Origin of the sequence: Pyrococcus sp. ST04 (genome assembly GCF_000263735.1) — an archaeon.
GTDB lineage: Archaea > Methanobacteriota_B > Thermococci > Thermococcales > Thermococcaceae > Pyrococcus.
Map to the genome: position 1 here is coordinate 1,705,361 of NC_017946.1, position 17,703 is coordinate 1,723,063.

General features: G+C 44.6%; 21 protein-coding genes. 11 read left to right on the plus strand and 10 right to left on the minus strand.

From position 1 onward, the window contains the following. Positions 1–51: 51 nt before the first annotated feature. From PY04_RS09150 to PY04_RS09160, 3 genes are all read right to left on the minus strand, one after another. Positions 52–846, minus strand: coding sequence for a hypothetical protein (locus tag PY04_RS09150; protein ID WP_148266031.1), 795 nt, complete (start codon positions 844–846; stop codon positions 52–54). Between the two features lie 53 nt (positions 847–899). Continuing rightward, positions 900–1,124 carry a hypothetical protein gene (locus PY04_RS09155; RefSeq protein WP_048056156.1) on the minus strand — a complete coding sequence of 75 codons (225 nt, stop codon included), beginning with the start codon at positions 1,122–1,124 and terminating at the stop codon, positions 900–902. A 465-nt stretch (positions 1,125–1,589) separates the two neighbouring features. Further along, positions 1,590–3,032 (minus strand): hypothetical protein, encoded by a 1,443-nt coding sequence (locus tag PY04_RS09160; protein ID WP_014734842.1) that lies wholly within the window; start codon positions 3,030–3,032, stop codon positions 1,590–1,592. Between the two features lie 142 nt (positions 3,033–3,174). Here PY04_RS09160 and PY04_RS09165 point away from each other — a divergent pair, with 142 nt between their 5' ends. Genes PY04_RS09165 through PY04_RS09180 form a run of 4 tightly spaced genes read left to right on the plus strand, consistent with a single transcriptional unit; the run spans position 3,175 to position 5,989 of the window. Next, positions 3,175–4,050, plus strand: a complete 876-nt coding sequence (locus PY04_RS09165) for a toprim domain-containing protein (protein WP_014734843.1) — start codon at positions 3,175–3,177, stop codon at positions 4,048–4,050. Positions 4,051–4,108: 58 nt separating this feature from the next. Continuing rightward, positions 4,109–4,876 (plus strand): site-specific tyrosine recombinase/integron integrase, encoded by a 768-nt coding sequence (xerA, locus tag PY04_RS09170; protein ID WP_014734844.1) that lies wholly within the window; start codon positions 4,109–4,111, stop codon positions 4,874–4,876. Then, positions 4,876–5,781, plus strand: a complete 906-nt coding sequence (locus PY04_RS09175; protein ID WP_014734845.1) for a pantoate kinase — start codon at positions 4,876–4,878, stop codon at positions 5,779–5,781. The genes xerA and PY04_RS09175 overlap by 1 nt, the downstream gene beginning before the upstream one ends. After that, positions 5,774–5,989 (plus strand): hypothetical protein, encoded by a 216-nt coding sequence (locus tag PY04_RS09180; protein ID WP_014734846.1) that lies wholly within the window; start codon positions 5,774–5,776, stop codon positions 5,987–5,989. Before PY04_RS09175 ends, PY04_RS09180 begins: the two co-directional genes overlap by 8 nt. Here the strand turns inward: PY04_RS09180 and PY04_RS09185 are convergent. Together PY04_RS09185 and PY04_RS09190 are read right to left on the minus strand one after the other, a co-directional pair. Then, the gene (locus tag PY04_RS09185) at positions 5,986–7,125 is read right to left on the minus strand and encodes a tRNA (guanine(10)-N(2))-dimethyltransferase (protein ID WP_014734847.1); all 1,140 of its coding nucleotides are present in this window, start codon (positions 7,123–7,125) and stop codon (positions 5,986–5,988) included. The genes PY04_RS09180 and PY04_RS09185 overlap by 4 nt on opposite strands. A gap of 24 nt (positions 7,126–7,149) precedes the next feature. Further along, positions 7,150–7,413, minus strand: coding sequence for a 50S ribosomal protein L35ae (locus PY04_RS09190; protein WP_014734848.1), 264 nt, complete (start codon positions 7,411–7,413; stop codon positions 7,150–7,152). Positions 7,414–7,614: 201 nt separating this feature from the next. On the opposite strand from PY04_RS09190, the gene PY04_RS09195 reads away from it, so the two are divergent. Both PY04_RS09195 and PY04_RS09200 read left to right on the plus strand, forming a co-directional pair. Beyond that, positions 7,615–8,619: a phosphorylating glyceraldehyde-3-phosphate dehydrogenase gene (locus PY04_RS09195; protein WP_014734849.1), complete on the plus strand. Its 1,005-nt coding sequence runs from the start codon at positions 7,615–7,617 to the stop codon at positions 8,617–8,619. A gap of 85 nt (positions 8,620–8,704) precedes the next feature. Further along, complete coding sequence (locus tag PY04_RS09200) at positions 8,705–9,028, plus strand: family 4B encapsulin nanocompartment shell protein (protein WP_014734850.1); 324 nt, start codon at positions 8,705–8,707, stop codon at positions 9,026–9,028. Here the strand turns inward: PY04_RS09200 and PY04_RS09205 are convergent. Further along, a complete protein-coding gene (locus PY04_RS09205) occupies positions 9,015–9,614 on the minus strand; it encodes an ECF transporter S component (RefSeq protein WP_014734851.1) in 600 nt (199 codons plus the stop codon). The genes PY04_RS09200 and PY04_RS09205 overlap by 14 nt on opposite strands. Before the next feature lie 67 nt (positions 9,615–9,681). On the opposite strand from PY04_RS09205, the gene PY04_RS09210 reads away from it, so the two are divergent. The 4 genes from PY04_RS09210 to PY04_RS09225 all read left to right on the plus strand — a co-directional run bounded on the left by PY04_RS09210 (position 9,682) and on the right by PY04_RS09225 (position 13,039). Beyond that, entirely contained in the window at positions 9,682–10,608 is a 927-nt protein-coding gene (locus PY04_RS09210) for a thiamine-phosphate kinase (RefSeq protein ID WP_014734852.1), read from the plus strand. 12 nt (positions 10,609–10,620) lie between these two features. Further along, a complete protein-coding gene (gene otg, locus PY04_RS09215; protein ID WP_014734853.1) occupies positions 10,621–11,139 on the plus strand; it encodes a methylated-DNA--protein-cysteine methyltransferase in 519 nt (172 codons plus the stop codon). Next, the gene (locus tag PY04_RS09220; protein WP_014734854.1) at positions 11,127–12,155 is read left to right on the plus strand and encodes a tetratricopeptide repeat protein; all 1,029 of its coding nucleotides are present in this window, start codon (positions 11,127–11,129) and stop codon (positions 12,153–12,155) included. Before otg ends, PY04_RS09220 begins: the two co-directional genes overlap by 13 nt. A 269-nt stretch (positions 12,156–12,424) precedes the next feature. After that, the gene (locus PY04_RS09225) at positions 12,425–13,039 is read left to right on the plus strand and encodes an RNA ligase partner protein (protein ID WP_014734855.1); all 615 of its coding nucleotides are present in this window, start codon (positions 12,425–12,427) and stop codon (positions 13,037–13,039) included. Positions 13,040–13,139: 100 nt separating this feature from the next. On the opposite strand, the gene albA is transcribed toward PY04_RS09225, so the two are convergent. The 4 genes from albA to PY04_RS09245 all read right to left on the minus strand — a co-directional run bounded on the left by albA (position 13,140) and on the right by PY04_RS09245 (position 16,798). Next, positions 13,140–13,421 (minus strand): DNA-binding protein Alba, encoded by a 282-nt coding sequence (albA, locus tag PY04_RS09230; RefSeq protein ID WP_014734856.1) that lies wholly within the window; start codon positions 13,419–13,421, stop codon positions 13,140–13,142. A 68-nt stretch (positions 13,422–13,489) separates the two neighbouring features. Continuing rightward, complete coding sequence (locus PY04_RS09235) at positions 13,490–13,735, minus strand: hypothetical protein (protein ID WP_014734857.1); 246 nt, start codon at positions 13,733–13,735, stop codon at positions 13,490–13,492. A 33-nt stretch (positions 13,736–13,768) separates the two neighbouring features. Further along, positions 13,769–16,159, minus strand: coding sequence for a CDC48 family AAA ATPase (locus PY04_RS09240; protein WP_014734858.1), 2,391 nt, complete (start codon positions 16,157–16,159; stop codon positions 13,769–13,771). A gap of 138 nt (positions 16,160–16,297) precedes the next feature. Beyond that, positions 16,298–16,798 carry an Hsp20/alpha crystallin family protein gene (locus PY04_RS09245; protein ID WP_014734859.1) on the minus strand — a complete coding sequence of 167 codons (501 nt, stop codon included), beginning with the start codon at positions 16,796–16,798 and terminating at the stop codon, positions 16,298–16,300. 118 nt (positions 16,799–16,916) lie between these two features. On the opposite strand from PY04_RS09245, the gene PY04_RS09250 reads away from it, so the two are divergent. Continuing rightward, entirely contained in the window at positions 16,917–17,699 is a 783-nt protein-coding gene (locus PY04_RS09250) for a DUF835 domain-containing protein (RefSeq protein ID WP_014734860.1), read from the plus strand. The last annotated feature ends 4 nt before the right edge of the window (positions 17,700–17,703 follow it).

Here is a 17,703-nt window from a genome sequence, read left to right on the forward strand (position 1 = left end):
CCTTTTTATCCCTCTCTGGTTATCTCCCCCACTACATTCCGATATACCACCCTAAAGTCTCTTGAAAACCTCCTCAGCCTTCTTGAACTCTTTTTTCTTGATATAGACCAAGGCCAGGTGGTAAATCCCGAGCCTGCACACATCCTCAAGCCAGGGAGCATCAAGCCCCTCTATCTCCCTTATCCTTCCCTCCAGCTCCTTTACGGTTTTGTTCATTGCCTCCTCGCTGTAGTCAAGCATCTTCAAGGCCTGAAGCATGGAGAGAACCTCCAGCTTGACCTCTTCGATGGAACCAGAACCCCTCTGAGAGCTTGAGCTCAGGGTCTTCTTGAGCTCCGTCTCCTTCCTTTTAAGGCCCGCATAAGCTTCGAGGTATTTCAGGTATTTCTGGAACTCCGGCAGTCCGAGGAGGAACTTCTCATCGATGTGCGATCCCTTGTTTCTTAAGGATGGGTCCCATTCCTGTTCCAGCCTTTTACTGAGGTCCTTGGCGATCGGGAACACCTGAAGAAGGACCTTTTCCACCTCCCCGCTGTCCACATTCATGCCAATCCTTCGCAGTTCCCGTGAAAGGGCCCGGGCAAACTTCTTCCTCTTTGTTTCATCTCTCATAACCTCGTCGACGGTCGGCACGTAGAATCCGTCGTCAAGGAACTCTGGCTTCTTTACGTCTTCATATCCATATGTGACCTTTGTTTCCCCCACCTTCAGGTCCAGCAGGGCTCTCTTTACTGCTTCACCGAGGTGCTTATCGAACAGAGCTGCGGGTCTGCCCTTTTTATACTTGATAACGATGGGTGTGAGTGAGAGATGCAGCAACTGCCTCCAGAGGTGCGCCTCCTTCACGTCCCGTTCCCTGCTCCCTGTGGTTTTGAGTATGGGTATCGGGGGATAGCCCACTACGGGCATGGTGTGTGTGTCATGGCATCTCCTATCTTCCGTAGTGTGATGTCGTCGAGGTCGAAGACTTCCTTGATCGCATTTATTATGTCTGGGGCGTGCGTTTCTCCTACCCCCAGTTGTTCGAATTTCTTATACTTCAGTCTCTTCTTCTCCTTCCCAAACCACCCCTTCGGCACCTCGTATTCTATGACGCCCTCTCCGATCTCGTAGTTGGGAGCCATTCTTCACCCCTCACAGATAACGTTCCCACATCTTCAGGCTTTTGACAGTCCTAATTCGGGCTTACAAACCCCATATACTGAGGACTACACTACCACTAACAATAAGAACCTCAGAGTATATAAAAATTATACAGAACAAAAACCACTAGACTTTTTCTTTTTCTTTTGAAAGCCTCGCCCTTCAGGGCGGGGAGGAGGTCAGGCTTTTAACTCTCTATGAAACAGCTCATCATCTCACACTAAGCATCAGACATCTTGTTCTTGAATTCCCTCTCTGGAGATGGAGGTTGGGAGTGAACTTCCAGGTCTCCTCAACACGGCATTTCCGGCTTCATCGACGGCTATCTTCATCTTCTTGCTGTCTTGTATTCTATATTTATCTCCTGAGCTACTGGTAGAGGCAATAAAAACATGAGAAAACCATGAGCAACTTCTTCATCCCCACTATCCCAACCTGAAAAGATGCTACCCGAACAGCAGGTATGCAAAGGGGAACCTCGTGTTATGGTTCGCGTTCTTTACACGATACCTCAACTCTGCATATTTGACAGTGGTCTCAACATCGCTGGACTGATCCACGATGGTGAAGGCGCCAAAGGCCTTTTCGTGTTCCTCGTTGGTGATGTAAACACCTCCAACCGCGCTCAAACCTATCATAAAAGCCGGCCACGCCTCGGGCTGGAGGGCAACGGCAACAGCAAGCAACGGAACGTACGAGTTCGAGTAGGTATCGTACTCGTCCAGGAAAATCTCCATGTGGGAGGATCTGCCGGCTTGGTTTTCCCCGTAGAGTGTCGTTAGCGTCTTCATCTCCGCGTTCTCTTTAACGAGCCGTTCAAAGTTGTCCGCAGGATAAACGCTCTTCGGGGGGTTCACGAAGGAGAAAGTTTTGATAAAGTAGACTTTCCTTCCGGGGTCGTAGACCCGTTCAACATCTGAAACCGTTATGAGCACCCTCTCCTGGTCAGTGTCAAAGCAGTGCGTCTTCCTGAATTCATCCACGTAACACCTCTGGAGAACCTGGAGGGCTATGTAGGGCTTCCCCTTGATGGCTATTACTCCAACTTGACCAGGTTTGACGTTTTTAACCTCCCCGTCGATGATTGACCTAATAAACTCGTTGCCCTTTTTCACCTCGATCCGTATCTCCCCGCTCTCCAGACCACGCTCAACGCTCGACTCACTCTTACTGCTCAACCGCGATCCCCTGATCACGGTGGTCGAGAAACCAATGGAAAGCCCCGAGGAGCCCGACGAGCTTTTCTGAACCTCCACTTTGTAGGCCCCAAGAACCGTTGCCCTGCCTTTTCTGTTGTCCAGTATCAGAACCGGGAGATACATACCCCGTGGATAGTCGTCCTCTCTGAGATATTCCTTCTTGGTCCTCCAGCGGTAGCCCGCAAAAAACCCTCTAGTTGGAGTAATGGTGGGAATCCCCTCTGACTCCTCCCTTGAAAAAACACGAAGATCATCTCTGGAAAAGTTTGGAGCGAAGCGCTGAAAGCCCTCAATCGAGTTCTCAGTAAGTCTCGTGCTGAAGGTACCCACCTCGTACGCTTCCCCGGTTTCGGGTTCAACGATCCACACGTCAACGAGAACCGCTGGGTTTACGTCCTTCCAGGCACTCCGGATCTTGGAGAGCTTTGAACTCGGAATAAACACTTTTCCATGAGAGCTACCAAGGTAAATGGTTCTGAAGCCCTCCCGTGTCATCACCTGAACCTGGACGTAGTACTCGTACTTTGGAAGAAGCCAGCTGACGAAAGCGTTCCGGCCCATTACTTTATCTGGATTTGGAAGTTCAATCAACAGACCTCGCTTGGGCTTGCTAAAGAAATGATGTCCCCAAACACTACCCGTCAATAGCACTATCAGGACGATTACAAGCGTTATTCTTCTCTTTTTCATATGCATTATGCTCTGATTAATTTATTTTAAATTTTTCCTTGTTTGAGTAATTCCAACATCATTGCACAACGTTATGAGATGGAGCAACTTTTAATTAACGCACTGCCAAGATTTCCTTGAAGGGAAAACCGGGGTGATTGGAATGACAATTGTTGATGTGAGAATCCTCGTTGAAGGGGCAAGTGACGTTGAAGTTGTTAGCAAAGCACTTCAGGGCTTAGCACTTGGAAGCGAATACAACATAACAATCTCCTCGATAATTCCAACAACGAATATTGAGATTGCAAAAAGCGCCGCTGCTGGCGCAGATTTGCTGATAATAGCCACAGACGCTGACAGAGTTGGAAGGGAGCTAGCAGAAAAACTGTTCAACGAACTCAGCGAGATGGTTGGACATATTGAAAGAATGAAACTACCTCTCGGACACGACCTCGAGCATATAGACGTGGAACTTGTGAGAAAAGAGTTGAAGAACGCCCTAGTCAGGGCTGGGCTAAAAACCTTACAGAGGCTTCCAGAATACATGGAACTCAGAAAAGACTATCTCGACCTAAAAGGAAAATTTGAGGTATTGCAAAAGGAAAATGAAGAGCTAAAAAAGAAAATCGAAGAGCTTGAAAAGAAGTACCAAGAAGCCCAAGAATCTCTAAAAAGTGTAGAAGCTGAGAATTCAAGGTTAATGGAGCTGGTTAAGAAGAGGGCAAAGGTCTACAGCTTAAGGGACAAGTGGAACGAGATGTTCCCAGGAGTAGAAGTTCCGGCCGAGGAGATGTTCAGCAAAGCCGTGCAAACGCTTGGATTCGCAGGGAAGGTAATCGTTGGCCAAGGGTTCATATACGCTGAAGATGAAAAACTACTCGAGGAGCTTCTAAGAACTGTGTATCTAGCCCTGAAGCTAACTGAGAGTAGGGAGGAAGTCATCGAAGAGGAAACCGAAATTCTAGAAGAAGGGGAAAAGATAGAAGAAGCAACAGAAATAATCGAGGAGAGAGGAGGAGAGGAAGGAAGTGGAGAGTGATCTCGAAGAATTCGCAACGTACTTGGAGCTTGAAGGAAAGAGCCAGAACACCATAAGGATGTACACCTATTTCCTTTCAAAATTTTTTGAAGAGGGTTATTCTCCCACTGCCAGGGACGCCCTCAAGTTTCTAGCAAAGCTGAGAAAAAAAGGTTATTCAATGAGGAGCATAAACCTGGCAATTCAGGCCTTGAAAGCATACCTCAGGTTTGAGGGACTTGAAGGAGAAGCAGAAAGGCTGAAAAATCCGAAAGTACCAAGGACACTCCCAAAAAGTCTGACAAGGGATGAGATCAAGAAGCTGATAAGTGTTATCGACAGTTCTAGGGATAAAATAATAGTACTCCTCATGTATACAGCTGGCCTTAGAATTTCAGAGGTATGCAACTTAAGGATAGAGGATGTGGACTTTGAAAATTCCGTAATAAGGGTCAGAGGAGGAAAAGGTGGAAAAGACAGAATAATTCCAATACCCAGGGAGCTACTGGAAGAAATAAAGAACTATCTAAGAGCAAGAAAGGATTCAAGCCCTTATCTCTTCGTCGAAAAAAGAAGAAAAAACAAGGATAAGCTATCTACAAAAGCTGTTTGGAGGTTAATCAAGAAGTATGGAGAGAAAGCGGGAATAAACTTGACACCTCACCAGCTGAGGCATAGCTTTGCAACTCACATGCTCGAGAGGGGGATAGATATTAGGATAATTCAGGAACTTTTGGGACACGCAAACTTGTCAACTACACAGATATATACGAAAGTCACCGCCAAGCATTTGAGAGAGGCGGTTGAAAAGGCTAAACTCATTGAAGATCTTATGGAGGGTAGATAATGCTGATTAGGGCATTTGTTCCAGCCCATGTCACGGCATTTTTTGTTCCAGTAATAAGAGAAGATCCCCAACTATCCGGCTCCCTTGGAGCAGGGATAAATTTGGACAAAGGAACGAATGTGTTTCTAAACATTGAAAACGGATTAGAAAAGCATATCCATGTTGCATTCAATGGAGAGCCTGTAAAGAAGGAAGATGCAAAAATAACGTATCACGTTGCGGAGAAGATAATTCCCAAAAACTTCGTTGGAGATATAGAAATCTGGCAATATTTCGATTTTCCCAATGGTTATGGTTTTGGGAACAGTGCAGGGGGAGCTCTAGGAACTGCCTTGGTACTAGCCTACAGATTTGGGCTAACTCTTCTTGAAGCAGCGAAAATAGCACATGAGGCAGAAGTTACCCACGGTGGAGGCCTAGGAGATGTTGTCTCGCAACTCGTTGGAGGTGTTGAGATTAGAGTCAAAGCGGGAGGGCCAGGGATAGCAGTTGTAGATAACATTCTAACCGAAGGATATAAGGTCTTTGTAATCCCACTTGGAAGATTGAGAACAAAGGAAATCCTTGACAGCGAGGTTATTGCAAATATTAGAAGGGCGGGCGAAGAGGCTCTTAAGAACCTATTAAGAAACCCAACTCCTGAGAACTTAATGAAGACTGCAAAAAACTTTGCGATAGGCACAGGGTTAATGGACGAAGAGCTCTTAGAGATAGCGAGGGAAATCGAAAAGGTAAATTCCCTGCCCGCATCAATGATAATGCTTGGGAAAGGTGTGTTCACTCTCGTAAAGGGTGAAGATGTTGAAAAAGTTAAAGGAGTTGTCCAGGAGTTAAACCTCCCCTACGATGTGGCCAACATATACTGGGGTAAGCCAATAGTTGGGAGGTGGATAGAGAGTGAATAGGGATATATTCTTTTGGCTAGCTTTAGTTTTTGTTTTTATTTCGGGATATTTTGGATATAAAAAGAGAAAAGTTGAGGCAACAATAACTGCTGGAATCGCCGGAGGATCGGCGTTAGCATTTGGACTATATGAAAAAATTCCCTGGATTATAGCGTTTGTATTTGGGCTGATAGCAACAATGGCATTTGAATGGTATAGAAAACGCTAGATCTTTTTCATAACTTCTACAAATACCTCATAGGGAGCATCTGTTTTTATACCCGTTGGAGAAAAGTGGGTTCTACTTGCTCTATAACCCATCTGCCAGAGGGCCTTTATTATCTCCCCCAACTTCTTGGTTTCAGTTTTTATCCTCTTTCCAATGGCATGGGTATCGTAAAATAGGGGGATGTCAAGTTCTTCATGGAGCATGTGAAGTAACTTCAAGGCTGCCCTGGACTTAGCCAACGGAAAGCCCTCCCTTACTAACTCAAACATCTGAGCTACGATTTCCTCGTTCTTAAGAGGACCAAGCCAAACTGGACCATAAGCGTTTGGCTTAGTTGGCAGAAAACCCCTCTCTATTTCAAACTTTCCTGTTTTTTCGTCGAAGTATATGTAGCCGAGATTTTCCAAGCTTTCATCTCCTTTCTTCGCCCCATCTCTAAGCCTGACAAAAGCTCTGAAGTAGTGGTCTTTATAGTATGCGAGAAGAACTTCAATACCTAGGTCATACTTTGCGGCATATCTTGCTATAACGCCAACCAGTATTCTCGTCCCGACTTCATGGCAGAGCTCACCCCTGAGTGGAACCGCCAGGTACTTTCTGAGACATGCCTTAGGATGAGCTCCACAGAGGGGAGCGCCATCCGTCGCTGTCACTCCCAGAATGCCCTTCCTCTTAACGCTTCTCAGAGCCGTATCCAAGAACTCCATTGGGGAACCGAATGGATCCAAGTCTATGAAATGGAAGTACCTGTGCTTTTCAGCCATAAGCCTGTTGGCGTCATCATGGTTTATCACTATCTTTTTTTCGTTTTCGAGGATAGCCCTACCATTCTCTTCCAACAGTCTTCCAGAAAAGTTTAGGAGAACGTTCTTTTTCATTAAGTTATATGCCTCCTCACTTATATCATTAAGCCAGATTTCCTCGGCCGGCGTTTCCAGTGCAAATCTTATTCCTCTAACTCCAGTCGCCGAAAGGGCATCAAGCACGATTTTCGGCTTTAAAACGTTTAAAAGCAATACCACTATATCTCTATTTAGGGCCATCCTTGGATTATAAAATACTGGAGAGTCATATATGCTTTCAGCTTTTGGGACAAGAATCCTTGCCTTTCCTTCAACAACTTCAAAAAGCTCCATCTTCTCACCAAAAATAGATTAAGTTTAAAGAATCTCAACATAATCTCCGAGAGCCTGGCCTGGAAGGCCTTTTTCGAATCTCGCCCTTACGGCTCCCCTAGTTCCGTGAACTCTAACTATCTTCCCCTTGAGTACCTTTCCGCTTGGACTCTTCCATATCACGAGCCTTCCGATTAGTTGAGAAGCTTCTTCTCTGCTGTTAATGTTGAGGGGCTTAATTATCATTACATTAGTGTGCTGGTTCTCTTTGCTTCTTCTATAGCTTAAAACAACTCCCTTTATTCTCATCCCTACTCACCGGCCATACATATTGTTGAGGAGTTTTAAATCTTATTCTTACTTAAACGAAAGACTGTGACCACCTTTTAGATTAACGCTATACGTGAAGCTTTCCTCAATTTTAAAATCAGGGAAGAGCTTAAAATCTCACCGGGAGTGAGTAAATAACACTTAAGAAGACGTGAAAAGAGGAAAAATCGGGTGAGAAAAATGAAAGTCAAGGTGGGGGTTAATGGTTACGGAACCATAGGGAAAAGGGTTGCCTATGCCGTTATGAAACAGGACGATATGGAGCTTATAGGGGTCACAAAAACAAAGCCAGACTTTGAAGCTTATAGAGCTAAAGAACTAGGAATTCCAGTCTATGCAGCTAGTGAGGAATTCCTTCCACGCTTCGAGAAGGCTGGGTTCGAAGTAGAGGGGACACTAAACGACCTCCTTGAAAAAGTTGACGTCATAGTTGATGCAACTCCAGGAGGTATGGGAGCGAAGAACAAACCACTATACGAAAAAGCCGGTGTTAAGGCTGTTTTTCAAGGAGGAGAGAAGGCTGATGTGGCAGAAGTATCCTTCGTTGCCCAAGCCAACTATGAAAAGGCTTTGGGAAAGGACTACGTTAGGGTAGTTTCATGCAATACTACTGGACTTGTGAGAACTCTGAGTGCAATCCAAGAATACATAGACTACGTATACGCTGTTATGATCAGGAGGGCTGCAGATCCAAACGATATAAAGAGAGGCCCAATAAATGCTATAAAGCCCTCGGTAACAGTTCCTTCCCACCACGGACCAGACGTTCAAACTGTTATTCCAATAAACATAGAAACATCTGCATTCGTTGTTCCAACAACTATAATGCATGTGCACTCTATAATGGTTGAACTCAAGAAGCCAATAGAGGCTAAAGACGTTATCAACATTTTCGAAAGCACAACTAGAGTTCTCCTCTTTGAAAAGGAGAAAGGCTTCGAGAGCACGGCTCAGCTTATAGAGTTTGCAAGGGATCTCCACAGGGAATGGAACAACCTGTATGAGATAGCCGTATGGAAAGAAAGCGTAAGCGTTAGGAATGGAAGGTTATTCTACATTCAGGCAGTTCATCAGGAGAGCGATGTTATTCCCGAGAACATAGATGCTATAAGGGCAATGTTCGAGCTCGCGGATAAGTGGGAAAGCATCAGAAAGACCAACAAGAGTCTTGGAATTCTCAAGTGATACCTCCTCTGGGATACATATTTTTTGTATTTTTCATAAATTATTTTAAGGTCTCAATGATAATCTATTTTTGCGAGTGAGGGAGATGGGGAACTTACCAAAAGGTCTCAGCAACCAGCTTATAGATCTCATTACCGCAGCAATAAACGAACTTAAAGAAGATGGACTCGAGCCAGACATAATGCTAGTCGGACCGGAGTTTAAGAATTATATAACGCCGGATATACTGGCAATAATAAACCTCAAAATATACGAGATCAAAGAACTTGGGGCAGATGCTGTTATTGCAGACTCCAAATATCTTGGGCAACTTAAGAAAGCTTCGAAGAGAATTTCAATAGAGCCGCTTCTTCAAGAGGAAGAATGGGAAGAAATAATAAAGCAACTTCCAGAGATCACTGAAGAGTGAGGATATTTTCAAGCCTCCTTCTTAAGATATATCCAAGTCCTCCTCCTATTATTATCCCTGAAACTGCTTGCACAGTATCGTTGTATAATTCTCCAAGGGCTCCAGCAGGTCCATACAGTAGATATGCAACGCTAACGTAGCCAACAACCATAACGAGTCCTCCGAGTGTAGTTGCAAGCAATACTCTGGCATAGCTCGCATTGTCCTTCGTAATGTATCCGACGACGATTCCTTCAGTACCCTTGATTATCAGTGTAAACAAGGCCCAAGAAGGATACCCTATAAGATCAGCCATTGCTGACCCTACTCCGCCTGCGAATCCTCCAACTAGTGGGCCGAAGAGAACTGCTGTCAGCATTATCATTATGTCGCCAAAGTTTAGATAGCCCTGCGAAGCAGGGATTGGTATTCTGATTATCATCGTTGTTACAGTAACCAAAGCCGCCATTATAGCCGATACTGCAAGAGTTTTTACAACTCTGAACTTCTCCCTATTTACGAATATGTAGCCAAAATAAACTATAGCCACCATCACCACTATCGCCTTAAAGTACGGAACATAAGCCTCAAGCGTGGCCTCATCCATCGGGCTCACCTAATGAACTAAAGCCTTGAGCATAAATATAAAGGTTAAGCTTGATAAGGTGACCGAGATGAAAGAGGAAGAGATAATATTGCTATTCAAATCAGAATTCTCTAAAGTTGGAAACATCCTTGGAGATGATGCTGGTTATACAAGAATTGGGGATAAGTGGCTTATCATAACGGCAGACATGCTCGTTTGGAGAACAGACATTCCAGACTTCATGACTCCAAGAGAGGCCGGGAAAAAAGTTGTAACTATGAACATGAGCGACATTGCCGCGATGGGGGCTAGGCCAATAGGATTCTTTTTTTCCCTAGGAATCCCTAAGGACACCGATGATAAAACCCTCAGAGGTATAGCAAGAGGAATAAGAGAAGGTGTGGAGGAGTATGGAGTAGAAATACTTAGTGGGGACACTAATGACTCTCTCGAGATTATAATAGATGGAGGTGCCATAGGTATCGGGGAGAGGTTATTACTAAGGAGCGGAGCAAAGCCAGGAGATCTTGTCTGCGTTACCGGAGATTTAGGAAGACCCCTTCTTGCCCTAGCACTTTGGCTTAAAGGGGAGAAAATCCCAAAGGAAGTCGCCGAGAAAGTTAAGAATCCAAAGGCTAGGGTGAAGGAAGGCCTCAAACTCGCAAAGTATGCTACATCAGCTATTGACATAAGCGATGGCCTATCAAAAGAATTATGGGAGATATCAAGAAAAAGTAACGTAAAGATCATAATAGATCCCGCTAACCTCCCCATTCATCCAAGGGTTCTTGAAATCGCTAAAGATCCCGTAAGAATGGCACTTGCAAGTGGTGAAGAGTTCGAGCTTGTGTTCACAGTACCAAAAGACGAAGTTGAAAGCATAGATCTGGACTTCACTATAATAGGGGAAGTAAAGGAGGGGCAAGGGGTTTATATAAAGGAGAAAGGCAAGATTAAAGAGCTCCCAATTCTTGGGTGGGAGCATTTCACACATCATTCGGAACTCTATATTTAGGAGAGGGTTAAGATGCTCACAATAAGAGAGTTTACAGTAAAAGCGAAAAAGATATACATAGGGACAATATGGGATAAAAGGATACTCGGAATAGCGTTCTCCCTTGATGGTCGAAAATTCTTAGAGGACAGGATTCAAAATCTAGCGGAATTCTTGAGAAAGAGGGGTGTGAGAGTAAAGTTAAACACGAAAGACTCAGAATATCCAGAGTTAGTATACCAAACACTCGTAGGTAGAATTGAAAACCACGAAATGCTAGATAAACTCTCATTTTTGGGAGTGACACCCTTTGAGAGAAGGGTTTACGAGTGGCTTGTGAAAAACGTTAAAAGGGGACAGGTTGTAACGTATGGCGAGCTTGCTAAAGCTCTTGAGACCTCCCCAAGGGCCATAGGAAACGCAATGAAAAGAAACCCATACCCAATTGTAGTTCCCTGCCATAGAGTCATAAGTAGGAAGAACCCTTTCATGTATACCCCAAAGCCAGAATACAAAAAGTTCCTGCTGGAGGTGGAAGGATGGATAAATTAAAACTTTACATTGCACTATTTATTGCGATTATCTTGGGAATAGCGGGATTTATAGTATGGAAGTGGGGATTCTGGATGCTGATAAGAATAATCCTCAGTCTAGGATTTCTAGGATTGACACTGATGCTAGGATTCTTTTTGGCATTGACGATATATGCTGAAAGCTGGAAGTACGCCTTAATGCTGCTACCCTTCACCGCAATATCTGCCTACGGAACATACCTTTCATTCACATGGCAGAAGCTCAAGATAGTCGGAGGAATTATAGCATTCTTCATAATAGCCGTTGCATTTGGAATATGGTACATCAGCGAGCCTGATTTAAGCTTAGCCGACAGATTTAGATCCGCAGAGAAACTTGAAAAGATGGGAAGGTATAAGCAGGCGGCTAGAAAATACGAAAAGGCAGGAAATTACAAAAAGGCAGCAGAAATGTATCTAAAACTTGGATGGATGGAGAGCGCGGCTTGGGCCTATGAAAAAGCTGGAGAATATGCAAAGGCTGCAGAGCTCTATGAGCAACTCTACGAGAAGGAGAAGGACACTTACTATCTCAAAGAAGCCCATGAGTACTGGAAGAAGGCCGGAAACATGGAGAGAGCTGCCAGGGCATTAGAAAGATATGCAGAGGAAGAACCTTGGTTCTGGGAGGATGTGGCAAAGTTATACGAGGAACTCGGCAATGAAGAAAAGGCAAGAGAGGCATGGGAGAAGGCCCTAGAATACTACATGAAAGAGGCACAAGAAGAAGGAGTCTTCTGGGAAGATGTTGGAAATATAGCTAGAAAACTTGGAAAAGAAGATCTAGCAAGGGAAGCTTATCAAAAGTTCCTAGAATACTGCCTTAAGGAGGCTGAAGAAGACCCAATGTGGTGGAAGCACGTTGCTGAGGCTTATGAATATCTTGGCGAAAAGGAGAAGGCAGAAGAAGCAAGAAAGAAGTACGAGGAATACAGGCAGAAAATTATGAAGGCAAATGAAGAAACTTCTCACTTCCCAGAAGATAAGAAGGATTGAATTTTTATATCCTCTTTTACTTAATTTTATATGCCCCCGCAAGCGAGGGCTTGGCCGATTCTTAATGAGGCCAGGTGCGATGCGGGGGCAACAGCCCGGCCTCAGCGAGGTCCCCTCGGGAGGTGCCTTCCGCGTCACGGAGTGCCGTGACCGGGGGTAACCCTGGCCGGGCACAGGCCCGTCTGGGTTAACCCGCCCGAGCGTGGCTCAGGCCTCCGATGAGGGCGGGAGTTACGGGCGGGCCACATACAGCAAAAAAGGTGATGATAATGATACGCTTTGTTCTCGATACGAGCATTTTCGTAAACCCTGACGTGCGAAAAAAGTTTGGGGATAACCCAACTGAAGCAATGAAGGCTTTCCTAGACTATGCAGAGAAGCTCTTCGGGAAAGTTGAATTCTACATGCCACCAGGGATATACAGAGAGGTTATGCACTTCATTGAAGAGGAAGAAGTGTCACCCGAGCTGGAACTTTATATCATAAAAAAGCCGCCAAACGTCCATGATATAAAGATTCCAGCGTTTGTTGTTTACGAGCTGATAGAAGACATAAGAAGGAGGGTTGACAAAGGCCTCAGAGTTGCCGAAAAGGCAGTTAGGGAAAGCGTACTCGACACTGAAAACGTTGACAAAATAATTCAAAAGCTAAGAAGGAATTACAGAAAAGCCTTAAGAGAAGGGATCCTAGACAGCAAGGAGGATTTTGAACTGATTCTCCTAGCAAAAGAATTGGATGGAATAATAGTATCTGCAGACGTTGGGATTTTGACATGGGCAGAGAAGATGGGAATAAAGTGGGTTGACGCATTCAAATTCAAAGAAGTTCTTGATGAGTTGGTAGAAAAGTTTAGTAGCGGAAAAGAAGCCAAACTTAGGAAATAACAGCAGCCATACTCTGTTCTAATTAACAAAAATAAAGTCCACCTTGAAACAGAATTAGCAGAAAAGTCAGAAGTGAAAGTGAAAAGGAAAGGAAGTAAGTTCAGATCTTCCTCTCAAGAACGATCTCAATTGTTGAGGTGTTTGTAGTCCTACCATCTGCGGTTGGGAGCTCCTCAGTGCCGATCTTAATGTCCTTAACATCAACAGTGTCCTTGAGGAACCTGTTCCTGACTATCTCTGCAACATCAACTGCCCTGCTAATAGCCCTACCACGGGCCTTTATAACGACCTCCTTTGCACCCTCGTTGAACTGGGTTATCACAGCAAGGACATAGTTCATAACAGGCTTCTTTCCAATGTAAACAACGTGCTCCTCAGTCATCTCTTGACACCTCCTGCTTTTTTGTCATCATCCGAATGCTTATGTTAAGTTAAATACTTTTCGGTTATTCAGCTCTCTCCTTCAATTTCTATGACCTTAACATTAATTGGCAACTCCCTAAGTTCATTAACCATTCTCTCAGCGGCTTTCTGAGACCTTGTGAGCATAACGAAAGCCACATCTCCCTTGTATCTAGCTTCAGTGAAACTTATCACGTCTCCTCTTGCTATTCCATAACCAATGGCTTTCCTAACTTCATCTTCATACTTCTTAACGAACTTTTCAGGAATGCTAAGAAGTACTCCATAAATCATTTTTTCACCTCCAAAAAAGAAATTGTAAAGACATCAGCCCCTAGCCTGCTTGAACTGTTCTTGGATCCTCCTGTAGTACTCCATTGTCTCCTTGCTTACTGAAGGCCCTATCTTCTTGAGAGCTTCTTCGAAGTCCTTCATTGTAACCTTGGCGATCCTTCTGATTTCTTCAGCCTTCATGCCCTCCTTGAGGACTCCCTGCTCAAGGGCTCTCCTCATTGCTATCATTGCAGCCTCCCTACAGACAGCAGCTATGTCAGCTCCCGTGTAGCCCTCAGTCTTCTTTGCAAGCTCCTCGAGGCTAACGTCTTCTGCCAGTGGCATGTTTCTCGTGTGGACCTTGAATATCTCTAGTCTTGCCTTCTCGTCCGGTGCAGGCACAAGTATCAGCCTGTCAAACCTGCCCGGTCTCAGCAATGCCGGATCTATTATGTCTGGTCTGTTGGTTGCTGCTATAACTACTACACCACTGTTCTCAACTAGACCGTCCATTTCCGTAAGGAGCTGGTTAATTATCCTGTCAGTTACCCTGTTGACGTCTGTTCCTCTTCTTGGGGCTATTGCATCAATCTCGTCTATGAATATCACGGTTGGTGCGGCCTGTCTTGCCTTCCTGAATATCTCTCTGATGTTCTTCTCACTTTCACCAACCCATTTGCTGAGTATCTCCGGCCCTCTGACGGCTATGAAGTTTGCCTCGCTCTCGGTAGCAACGGCCTTAGCCAGTAGTGTTTTTCCTGTTCCTGGTGGACCGTAGAGCAGGATTCCCTTAGGTGGCGTTATTCCATAGGCTCTGAATGCCTCTGGATACTTGAGAGGCCATTCTACTGCTTCTCTTAGTTCTTGTTTTACGTCTTCTAGGCCGCCAATGTCATCCCAGTGGACATTAGGCACCTCAATAAGCACCTCCCTCAAAGCAGAAGGCTCAACCATCTTCAAAGCCTCATAAAAGTCCTTTCTGGTAACCTTGAGCTCCTCAAGTACCTCTCTTGGGATGCTCTCTGCCTCGAAGTCAATCTTACCCTCCCTGATAAGCCTTCTTAGGGCCGCCATTGCTGCCTCTCTTGCAAGAGCGGCGAGATCAGCACCAACGAAACCATGGGTGACCTCGGCAAGCTCTTCTAGGAGCTGGTCAATTAATCTTGCCTTAACCTCGGCATAGAGCTCAGTGCTGATGTCCCTAAGCACTTTCTTGATCTCCTCTTCATCTCTAGCAAGATCCACCTTCTTTATTGCATCATCGATGATATTCTTGTACTTGCCCTCCTTCTTAATGTCATTAAGCACCCTAAGGACATCAACCTTTCTGAAGTCTGGTTCTATTGGCATTCCTCTTGTGTGGATTTGTAGGATTTCTTTTCTTCCTTGCTTGTCTGGAACACCGACCTCAATCTCCCTATCAAACCTACCCGGCCTCCTCAAAGCCGGATCAATAGCATCAGGCCTGTTGGTAGCTCCTATGACAATGACCTTGCCCCTGCTCTTTAGCCCATCCATCAAGGCAAGTAACTGAGCAACGACTCTTTTCTCGACCTCTCCAGTAACTTCGCTTCTCTTTGGAGCTATTGCGTCGATTTCATCGATGAATATTATTGCCGGGGCATTCTCCTCAGCCTCCTTGAATACTTCCCTGAGCCTCTCTTCGCTTTCTCCGTAGTATTTGCTCATTATTTCTGGACCGTTGATTGCTATGAAGTAGGCGTTAGCCTCATTAGCAACGGCCTTGGCCAGTAACGTTTTCCCAGTTCCAGGCGGACCATACAACAAAACACCCTTAGGAGGCTCAATACCTAGCTTTTCAAAGAGCTCTGGGTGTTTAAGGGGTAATTCTATCATCTCTCTGATCTTCTCTATGACATCGTGTAGGCCACCAATGTCCTCATAAGTCACGCCAGTTGTCATTCTCTTCTCGACTTCCTTTACTGGCTTCTCACTTATGTTGAAGTCAGTGAACTCCGTGATCTGCACTACTCCGCTTGGCTGAGTCGCTGTAACTACAAATGTTAGCTCCTGGCCAAGTACTCCCACTCTGATGTAGTCTCCCCTAACTACTGGCCTGCCTATTAGCCTCTCATGTAGCCACTCCACGAAGTCCCTACCGAACCTTACTGGCTCTGTTGGAGCCAAAGTTACTTTCTTAGCTTCTCTAACTTCTGCTTTCCTGACTATTACCTCATCTCCAAGGCCAACTCCAGCATTCTTTCTTATGGTTCCATCCATTCTGATTATACCCAGCCCTTCGTCTTCTGGATAGGCTGGCCATGCAACCGCCGCGGTGTTCTTGGTTCCAATGATCTCTACTACATCGCCGGGTGAGATGCCAAGCTCTCTCATTGTTTTTCTGTCTAACCTAACTATACCTCTACCAACATCCCTTTGATAAGCGGAAGCAACCTTAAGCTTGACCTCCTTTCTCTCGCTCATTTTCCTCACCTCAACTTTTTCTTTACCAATGGTTACTAAAATATGAGGGGTTTATAAAGTTTTCGATAGAGTGGAGGTTTATAACAAAAGAAAATATGAGCTATTTCAGAATAGTGTGGAAAATTTAGAAGGTAGAAATCACTCAATTTTAACTTCGAAGCCCTCTCCTTCCTTCTTCGTTGGGTGCTTCTTTGGAACTCTAATTTCGAGGACACCATTATTGTACTTAGCCTTGGCCTTCTCTGGAATAACCTCTTCTGGGAGCCTAATTACCCTTCTGTAACCAGTGAAGTATCTCTCGATCCTCACGGCCCCTTCCTTCTCAAGCTCCTTCTCCCTTTTCACGACTGCCTCTATGTATACCGCGTCATCAGTGACCCTAACTTTGATGTCCTCCTTCCTAACCCCTGGAAGCTCTGCCGTTATTACGAACTCATCGCCCCTATCGAAGATATCAACAAATGGCTCCCTCCAGACTTCCCCGACTCTCTCTTCATAGAACTCTGGCTCCCCCCATCTTCTGTACGTCCAGAACCTTGGTCTGCTGAAGAATTCATCAAACATTGCATCAATTTCTTCTTGTATTTCCCTTATTAGGTCGAATGGATCCCAAATATCCCACCTTCTTCTCCTCACCATTCCTACCACCCCCTCTCGCTTTTGGTTACCAATAGTTATTAAAATAAGGGGGTTTTTAAAGTTTTCGCCATAACGCGTATAACTAAGTAATACTAAGTAGAATATTAGAGGTGTCAAAATGCCCACATTTGAGGGTATCGTGTCAGCACTTGAAATAATATTGATATTTGGAATGATACTTGTGGTAGGTATATCCGCATATTTTAGATCAAGATTCGTATCAAAATTTCCAGAACTGAAGATGAGTTATGACCTAATACTTTCCGCATTTTTCATATTCTTAATCACAGACATTATTTTCGGATACACTGGATATAGAGTGTACCTCTACCAGGTTGAAAAGGGAACAGTTGGAAGAGTTATACTAGTTGCCCAGACTCTTTACCTCACCAGCACCGTACTATTCCTCCTGGGATGGTTTTCAATATTAAGAGCAACATTGGGCCTAAGTCTACCCTGGAAGAGGGAGAAAATGCTTGATATAAAACCGGGAGTTTACATAGTATTCGACAAAGACGCTATTGGAGAATTTAAGAAGCTAGATATGAGGAGATTAGCACTAACTAGAGATCCCTGGAAACTAGCGGATGAAGAAAATGTATACTGGATAACAAAAACGCAGGAAGACAAAGTTGAAAGAAGAATAAGCCCAACGAACATGGAGTATATGACTCAATTAATGGTGAACTTTATGAAAGCAACCAAAGATGCCAAGGCAATTCTCATAGATGGACTCGAATATTTAATAGTAGAAAATGGGTTCGTTCCAGTCTTTAAAATGCTCACCAAGATACATGATTTTGCAAAAAGGTACGATGCGATAATATTTGTTCCCATAACCAGAGACGTCCTCGAAAAGAGAGAGTTAGCATTATTAAAGAAAGAATTCGAAGAGAAATGAGGGA

Bases quoted from the DNA above. Each gene is read 5' to 3' on its own strand.
- PY04_RS09155 (WP_048056156.1), bottom strand. From the start codon at position 1,124: ATGGCTCCCAACTACGAGATCGGAGAGGGCGTCATAGAATACGAGGTG.
- PY04_RS09160 (WP_014734842.1), bottom strand. From the start codon at position 3,032: ATGAAAAAGAGAAGAATAACGCTTGTAATCGTCCTGATAGTGCTATTG.
- PY04_RS09165 (WP_014734843.1), top strand. From the start codon at position 3,175: ATGACAATTGTTGATGTGAGAATCCTCGTTGAAGGGGCAAGTGACGTT.
- xerA (WP_014734844.1), top strand. From the start codon at position 4,109: ATGTACACCTATTTCCTTTCAAAATTTTTTGAAGAGGGTTATTCTCCC.
- PY04_RS09175 (WP_014734845.1), top strand. From the start codon at position 4,876: ATGCTGATTAGGGCATTTGTTCCAGCCCATGTCACGGCATTTTTTGTT.
- PY04_RS09185 (WP_014734847.1), bottom strand. From the start codon at position 7,125: ATGGAGCTTTTTGAAGTTGTTGAAGGAAAGGCAAGGATTCTTGTCCCA.
- PY04_RS09190 (WP_014734848.1), bottom strand. From the start codon at position 7,413: ATGAGAATAAAGGGAGTTGTTTTAAGCTATAGAAGAAGCAAAGAGAAC.
- PY04_RS09195 (WP_014734849.1), top strand. From the start codon at position 7,615: ATGAAAGTCAAGGTGGGGGTTAATGGTTACGGAACCATAGGGAAAAGG.
- PY04_RS09200 (WP_014734850.1), top strand. From the start codon at position 8,705: ATGGGGAACTTACCAAAAGGTCTCAGCAACCAGCTTATAGATCTCATT.
- PY04_RS09205 (WP_014734851.1), bottom strand. From the start codon at position 9,614: ATGGATGAGGCCACGCTTGAGGCTTATGTTCCGTACTTTAAGGCGATA.
- PY04_RS09210 (WP_014734852.1), top strand. From the start codon at position 9,682: ATGAAAGAGGAAGAGATAATATTGCTATTCAAATCAGAATTCTCTAAA.
- otg (WP_014734853.1), top strand. From the start codon at position 10,621: ATGCTCACAATAAGAGAGTTTACAGTAAAAGCGAAAAAGATATACATA.
- PY04_RS09220 (WP_014734854.1), top strand. From the start codon at position 11,127: ATGGATAAATTAAAACTTTACATTGCACTATTTATTGCGATTATCTTG.
- PY04_RS09225 (WP_014734855.1), top strand. From the start codon at position 12,425: ATGATACGCTTTGTTCTCGATACGAGCATTTTCGTAAACCCTGACGTG.
- albA (WP_014734856.1), bottom strand. From the start codon at position 13,421: ATGACTGAGGAGCACGTTGTTTACATTGGAAAGAAGCCTGTTATGAAC.
- PY04_RS09235 (WP_014734857.1), bottom strand. From the start codon at position 13,735: ATGATTTATGGAGTACTTCTTAGCATTCCTGAAAAGTTCGTTAAGAAG.
- PY04_RS09240 (WP_014734858.1), bottom strand. From the start codon at position 16,159: ATGAGCGAGAGAAAGGAGGTCAAGCTTAAGGTTGCTTCCGCTTATCAA.
- PY04_RS09245 (WP_014734859.1), bottom strand. From the start codon at position 16,798: ATGGTGAGGAGAAGAAGGTGGGATATTTGGGATCCATTCGACCTAATA.
- PY04_RS09250 (WP_014734860.1), top strand. From the start codon at position 16,917: ATGCCCACATTTGAGGGTATCGTGTCAGCACTTGAAATAATATTGATA.